The following is a 5,418-nucleotide window of genomic DNA, read 5'->3' as shown; positions in this document are numbered from 1 at the left end:
CGAGAGGTCGAAGGCACTCCCCTGCTAAGGGAGCATGCGGGCATAAACCTGCATCAAGGGTTCGAATCCCTTCGTCTCCGCCAGAAGCGCCAAAAAAGCCCTGTAAAAGCAGGGCTTTTTTGCAGGGAGGCGACGCCTTGGTCTGCCCGATCGATCTGCTGGCGCGTGTTGGACAGCGCGTGGGACAGCGCCGCCAGGCGCCGTTACGCTGATGCCACGTGCATGTCGTCGAACGAGCGCCAGGAGAGCGAAGAACCGTCCGCGCGGACCAGCGCTACTCCTGCTCAAAACCTTGGCTGGTGAACTTCAGCGTACGGGCATTCTCGGTCACCGTGCGCACGACCTTCTCCGGCGCGCCACCCGGTATCTCCGCCTCCACTTCGATCGTTACCGTCACCCGCGCGCCAACGAGTCCGACCAGGTGCGCAATCACCTCGTCTGCGATGCGGCTGGCGTCACGGCCGACACGGGTGGCCTCGAGTACGGCCGCACCGTGGTAACGCTTCGGCCCGGCGGCTACCGGCTGACCCCCCCTTCCTGGGTCTTGCCCCCGCCCGGTCGGCGAGACGGCGACGGCTCCCGGAGCACCCGGCGTTGGCACATCTGGCGTAACTCGCGCGACCGTTGGCGCGGCGCGCTCGCCATCGAGCTGCCGGGCCGCCACGTCCGGCTTGACCAGCAGACCGGGCGCATGCGCATCGGTCAGCTTGAGCATCTGGCCAGCGCGCAGACCCAGATAGCGACCGGCCGCGTCGTCGAAACGGTCGGCGAAAGCAAAGCCGTCCTGGGCCCAGGTGAGCAGACCGACACCGTCATTGATCGCTTGCAGCAAGACGTTTGCATCGCGCAGCCGGGGCAGGTAGGGGTAGGCCGCGAAGTCCTCGATCAGTTGCTTCACCGCCACATGATCGCCGCGCCAGAGCGGGATGCGCTCCAGTTCCAGGCGCAGGCGTGTCGAGGCAAAGGTGGTCAGATACAGATCATCGCTGCGCAGCTTCCGGCTGGCGCGCGCGGCCAGGGAATCGCTGCCGGACAGGCGCAGCGCTTGCCAGGTGATCGGCGCTTGCGGACTCCCCTGCGCCGGCACCAATAGCCATTGATAGGTCTCCGGCAGCCGCGCGGTGACCGTGCCATCGGCGGCGCTCTTCTGCGTCTCGGCCTGCGTGACCTGATACGGAGTCAGGTTGAGCTGCACCTTCTCGCTGAGGATCGACTCCCACGCCAGGTACTTGCGTGCCGCCTCGTCGAGGTCCTGCAGGCGCGTTCTGTCCGCTGCCAGGAAGACCAGCGTATTGCGGTAAAGCCGCGGCGCATTGCCGCGCGCTTCCAGGATGGCCTTGGCCGCCAGCTCGCCGGCGCTATTGCTTTCCTTGCTGTACGGACGATCGACGCCGAGCACGACGAGCCGCGCGTCCACATCGTCCGGCACGTCGGCGCCGGTCGCCGGCATCGGGTGGATGCGCGGGAAGTCGCCCTTGCGCTCCAGTTCCTTGCGCAGGCGTTTCTCGATCTCCTGCGCCACCCTGTCCGGATTGCGCTTGAATTGCTCGGCGCGATCTTCGGCGAGTTTGGTCACCGTCGGCTGCGTCGAGTACCAGTAATGCGGCCCATCCTGGTAGAGGTAGGTGCCGGCGCCAGCCATCCGGCGCAGGGCGTCGCCGAACACCGCCGGCGATTCTCCCGGCATCGCGCAGCCAAGCTTGACGCGCCTATCCTCGATCCCCTGGTGCGCGGCGGCGGTGGTTGGCGCCGAGCCCAGGTAGATCGCGCGCGCCACCCGCCGGCACGCCGAGACCCGGCCCAGATTGGGCAGGTCGCGATCAAGCTTCAAAGGCAGCGAGTTCGGCCCATCGACATCCTTCTCGATCACCGGCACCCAGTAGTCCGAGAGGTAGCGGGTCAGCTCGGACTGCACGCGCGCATCGTCGATCGCCACGTTGCCGGGCAGGATCAGCGGATTGCGCTCGCCCTTCTCCCACAGGCTGTGGATCACCGCCGCCATCAGCCGCAGCACGCCGCGCGTGCGCTGAAATTTGACCAGCGTCGACCAGTCGGCATACAGCCGGTCGAAGACTTCCGGGTGGATCGGGTACGCCGCGCGGATGCGCTTCTCGTAGTCGGATTCGCGACACTCGGGCGGAAACTCGGCCTGCTGCGCGCGGTAGAAGTCGGCGAAGGCGCGCGCCACGACATCGCGATCGCGGAACTGCGCCGGATCGGCAAGCGGCTGGAAAAGCCGCCGGCGAACGATCTCGAAACCCTCTTCCGCACTCGCCGGGCGCCACGACGATTCGACGCGCCCGACGACGTTGCGCAACCGGTCGAGCGCCTCGCGGCCGCGCGTGCCGCCGACCTCAACATCGTTCGCTTGCGCGTGTGGCGAGGCCGCGGTCTCGGAAGCCGGCAGGCTGATCACCAGCAGGCAGTTCCGCGCCAGCTTGGCCGATTCGGTCAGCACCTGTGCAAAACTGAACTGCGTTTCGAAGCTGCCGGCCGGCAGGTCGCTCTGGTCGTGCAATTGGCGCGCATAGGCGACCCACTCGTCGACCAGGATCACGCACGGGCCGTAGTCGTTGAACAGCGCGCGCAACACGTCGCCGGGACTGGTCGCCTGCTCGTCGTCGGCCGCCAGCCGCGCGAAAGCTGCTTTTCCGCCCAACTGCCAGGCCAGCTCGCCCCACAAGGTGCGCACGACGCTGCCGTCCGGTTTGGTCGCCGGGTTGCCCGGAGAGATCTTGTTGCCGACCAGCACCACGCGGCGGGCCGGCGGAATCCGGCTCGCGCCGGCGGCGGCCATCACTTCGTCGATGCCGGCCAGCTCGGTCGGCGCGATGCCCGAGAACAGGTGGTAGAGCGCCAGCATCGAGTGCGTCTTGCCGCCGCCAAAATTGGTCTGCAACTGCACCACCGGGTCGCCGCCGCCGCTGGTCAGGCGTTTTACCGCGCCGACCAGCATCGCCTGCAGGCTTTCGGTGAGGTAGGTGCGGCGGAAAAACTCGACCGGATCGCGGTATTCGTCGCTCCCCTCGCCCAGATGCACCTGCCACAAGTCGGCGGCGAACTCGGCCTGCTGGTAGCGACCGCTGGCGACGTCGGCGTGCGGCATCACCACTTCCCGCCACGGCTTGAGGTTGCCGGCGACGCCGCTCTCGACGGCCGTGCTCGCCGACTTGCGCTTTTCGCTGCGCGCCTGCTCGTCGAAGCGCACGCGCAACAGTTCCATTTTCATCTTCTCCACGTCGTCCGCCTGCGGCGCCGAGATGGCCGCCAGCAGGCGCCCGGCGGAGTCCAGCGCGCGGTAGGCGTCGTCGCTGGAAAAGGGTTCCTGATGCGCCCACGCGTTGCGTACCGCCAGCAGTTCATTGACCAGGCTGCGCTCGCTCTTGCCGAGAACCTGGCGAAAAACCTCGCCCCACTTGCGGTCCATGACCACCAGCGAGGCGGCGACATCCTGCAGCGATTCGCCCTTGCCGGCGGCAAGGCGCGTGTCGGCGAGGATGTCCTTCACCTCGAACGCCCAGGCACTGCCGTATTTCACTTTCAGTTCCCGCTCGATGAACGGCAGCACGCCGGTCTTGAGCAATTCCAGCGCCTTGCCGACGCGCTCGTGGTTGGTGATGGCCATGATGCTTTTCCTCCGATGCGAGCAGCGCTTGCAATTGTTCGAGCAAGCCCGGTAGCGCGAGCTGAACCGTATCCCACAGGATGTTCTGATTAACGTCGAAATACGCGTGCACCAGACGATTGCGCATGCCGATGATCTGCGGCCAGGGCACCGAGGGAAATTCGCTGCGCCCTGCCTCACTCACCTGCGCTGCGGCCTCGCCCACGATCTCCAGCACCTTGGTCAGCGCAAGGCACAGCATCGGGTCGCCCTCCAGGTCCGCACGTTTGCGCCCCTCGACGAAGGCCAGCGCCTGTCTCGCCGCGTCGATGATGTGGCCAACCCGCCAGAAATCATCTGGCGACATAGTGCACCTCGGCCGAGCGAACCACCTCGTCGCGGAAGTAGCGACTCAAATCCTCTGCGGTACGCAGGTCGACTTTCCGCCCGTCGAGTACTTGCGACAACTCGATTTCGATCTGCGCGATGTCGAGCAAGGTCGGTCGCGCCTCAGCGAAGAACTCCACCAGCAGGTCGACGTCGCTGTCCGGCCTCGCCGTTCCCTTGAGTTGCGAGCCGAACAGCGACAAGCGGCGAATGTGGTGCGCTTCGCAGAAGCGAGCCAGCGTCTCTTCGTCGAGGTTCAACAGTCGTTTCATCAATCGATCCTTCGCGGCGTGTCATTCTTGCTCAAAAAAGTCGGGTGTGCCAGGCAGCACCGCGCGGGGCTTTTCGACGGCGAGGCGCGCGATCTCCGGCCAGCTCTGCACGAGACCGTTGTAGGCCATTGCCTCGGCGGCGCGCTTGCGGCGCTCGCACAGCGTGTACAGGCGGTAGCAGAGTTCGCGCGCGGTCTCCGCCTTGCTGCCGAGCTTGGCGACCAATCCGGCGGCGGCGCTCTCACCGCCGGATTCGAGCGCACGAATGAGCTGATGCACGATCTCCCAGTGCGTGAGCCGCTTGTCGGTCAGCGGGTCCCAGTTGGCCGGCAGCTCGGCCGGTTTGAGCAGGCGCACCCTGCCCGCCCGGGACAGCAGGATGCCAGCTTCGGCCAGTCCGCCGACGCTGGTGTTCCTGGACTTGGAAAGCTGTTCCGCAACCCCGTAATCGCCTTCGGCAAAGCCGGTCTGCTCGAACCAGGTGAGCGCCCAGCGGCTGTCGGCATCGAAGTCGCCTTCCTGCTCGGCCAGCACTTCGTCGAGCGTCTGGTTGATCAGCACCAGCGCAGCGCGCACCGGCAGCGCTTTGCCTTCGGCGTCGAGCACCTTCGCGTAGCGCGTATAGACGGCCATGCCGGGACCGATGGCGGCCTGCGCGAGGTCGACCGGGGCGATGTTGCCGGCCTGCAGGCGCGCCAGCGCCTGCGGGAGTTCCGCCTTGAGCGCGCTGATGAAATCGCGGCGGGTAGCGGTGGGCGCGGTGGCGGGTCGCTGGCGACAGACGAGGACGATGCTGGAGGCGAGAGCGTTGGTGCCCGAGCCGATCATGCGGTTGCCCAGTTCGGTGCGCATCGGCCAGGTGCCGCTGATGGAAAAACCAGCCTTAATGACCGCTGCGAGAAAGGTGTCCCAGCCGGTATTGGTTGTGCCGTCCGCCCCACCGCTTTCGGCCTGCTTGAAGGCATAGTAGATGGTCACGGGAAAGGCTGGATGCGCCTGCTCGGCGAGGCGCTGCATCGCCTGGGTCATGCCGTCGAGGAAGAAGGCCTCGGCCTTTCCCTTGCCGCCGTGGCGGTAGGGCGTAGCTACCAGTTCTTCCGCTTTCGGTACGGTCAGCGTGGCGAAAAGGTCGGGGAATACAGGCTTCAGGGAGCG

Annotated in this window: 2 protein-coding genes and 2 pseudogenes; all 4 read right to left on the bottom strand. The window is 66.5% G+C overall.

The genetic code is table 11. The features are described from left to right. Positions 1 to 274 precede the first annotated feature (274 nt). Positions 275 to 3,625: a Swt1 family HEPN domain-containing protein gene (locus tag RKP46_RS08430; RefSeq protein WP_311106230.1), complete on the bottom strand. Its 3,351-nt coding sequence runs from the start codon at positions 3,623 to 3,625 to the stop codon at positions 275 to 277. 37 nt (positions 3,626 to 3,662) lie between these two features. Then, a pseudogene (locus tag RKP46_RS08425) lies at positions 3,663 to 3,971 on the bottom strand (DUF86 domain-containing protein); the annotation flags it as partial. After that, entirely contained in the window at positions 3,958 to 4,263 is a 306-nt protein-coding gene (locus RKP46_RS08420) for a nucleotidyltransferase domain-containing protein (RefSeq protein WP_311106229.1), read from the bottom strand. The pseudogene RKP46_RS08425 and the gene RKP46_RS08420, both read right to left, overlap by 14 nt. A gap of 21 nt (positions 4,264 to 4,284) precedes the next feature. Beyond that, positions 4,285 to 5,418, bottom strand: a pseudogene (locus RKP46_RS08415) (hypothetical protein); the annotation flags it as partial.

Source organism: Accumulibacter sp. (assembly GCF_031732815.1).
Lineage (GTDB): Bacteria > Pseudomonadota > Gammaproteobacteria > Burkholderiales > Rhodocyclaceae > Accumulibacter.
The sequence above is the reverse complement of the archived record's forward strand: the minus strand, read 5'-3'. Positions and strand labels throughout refer to the sequence as shown.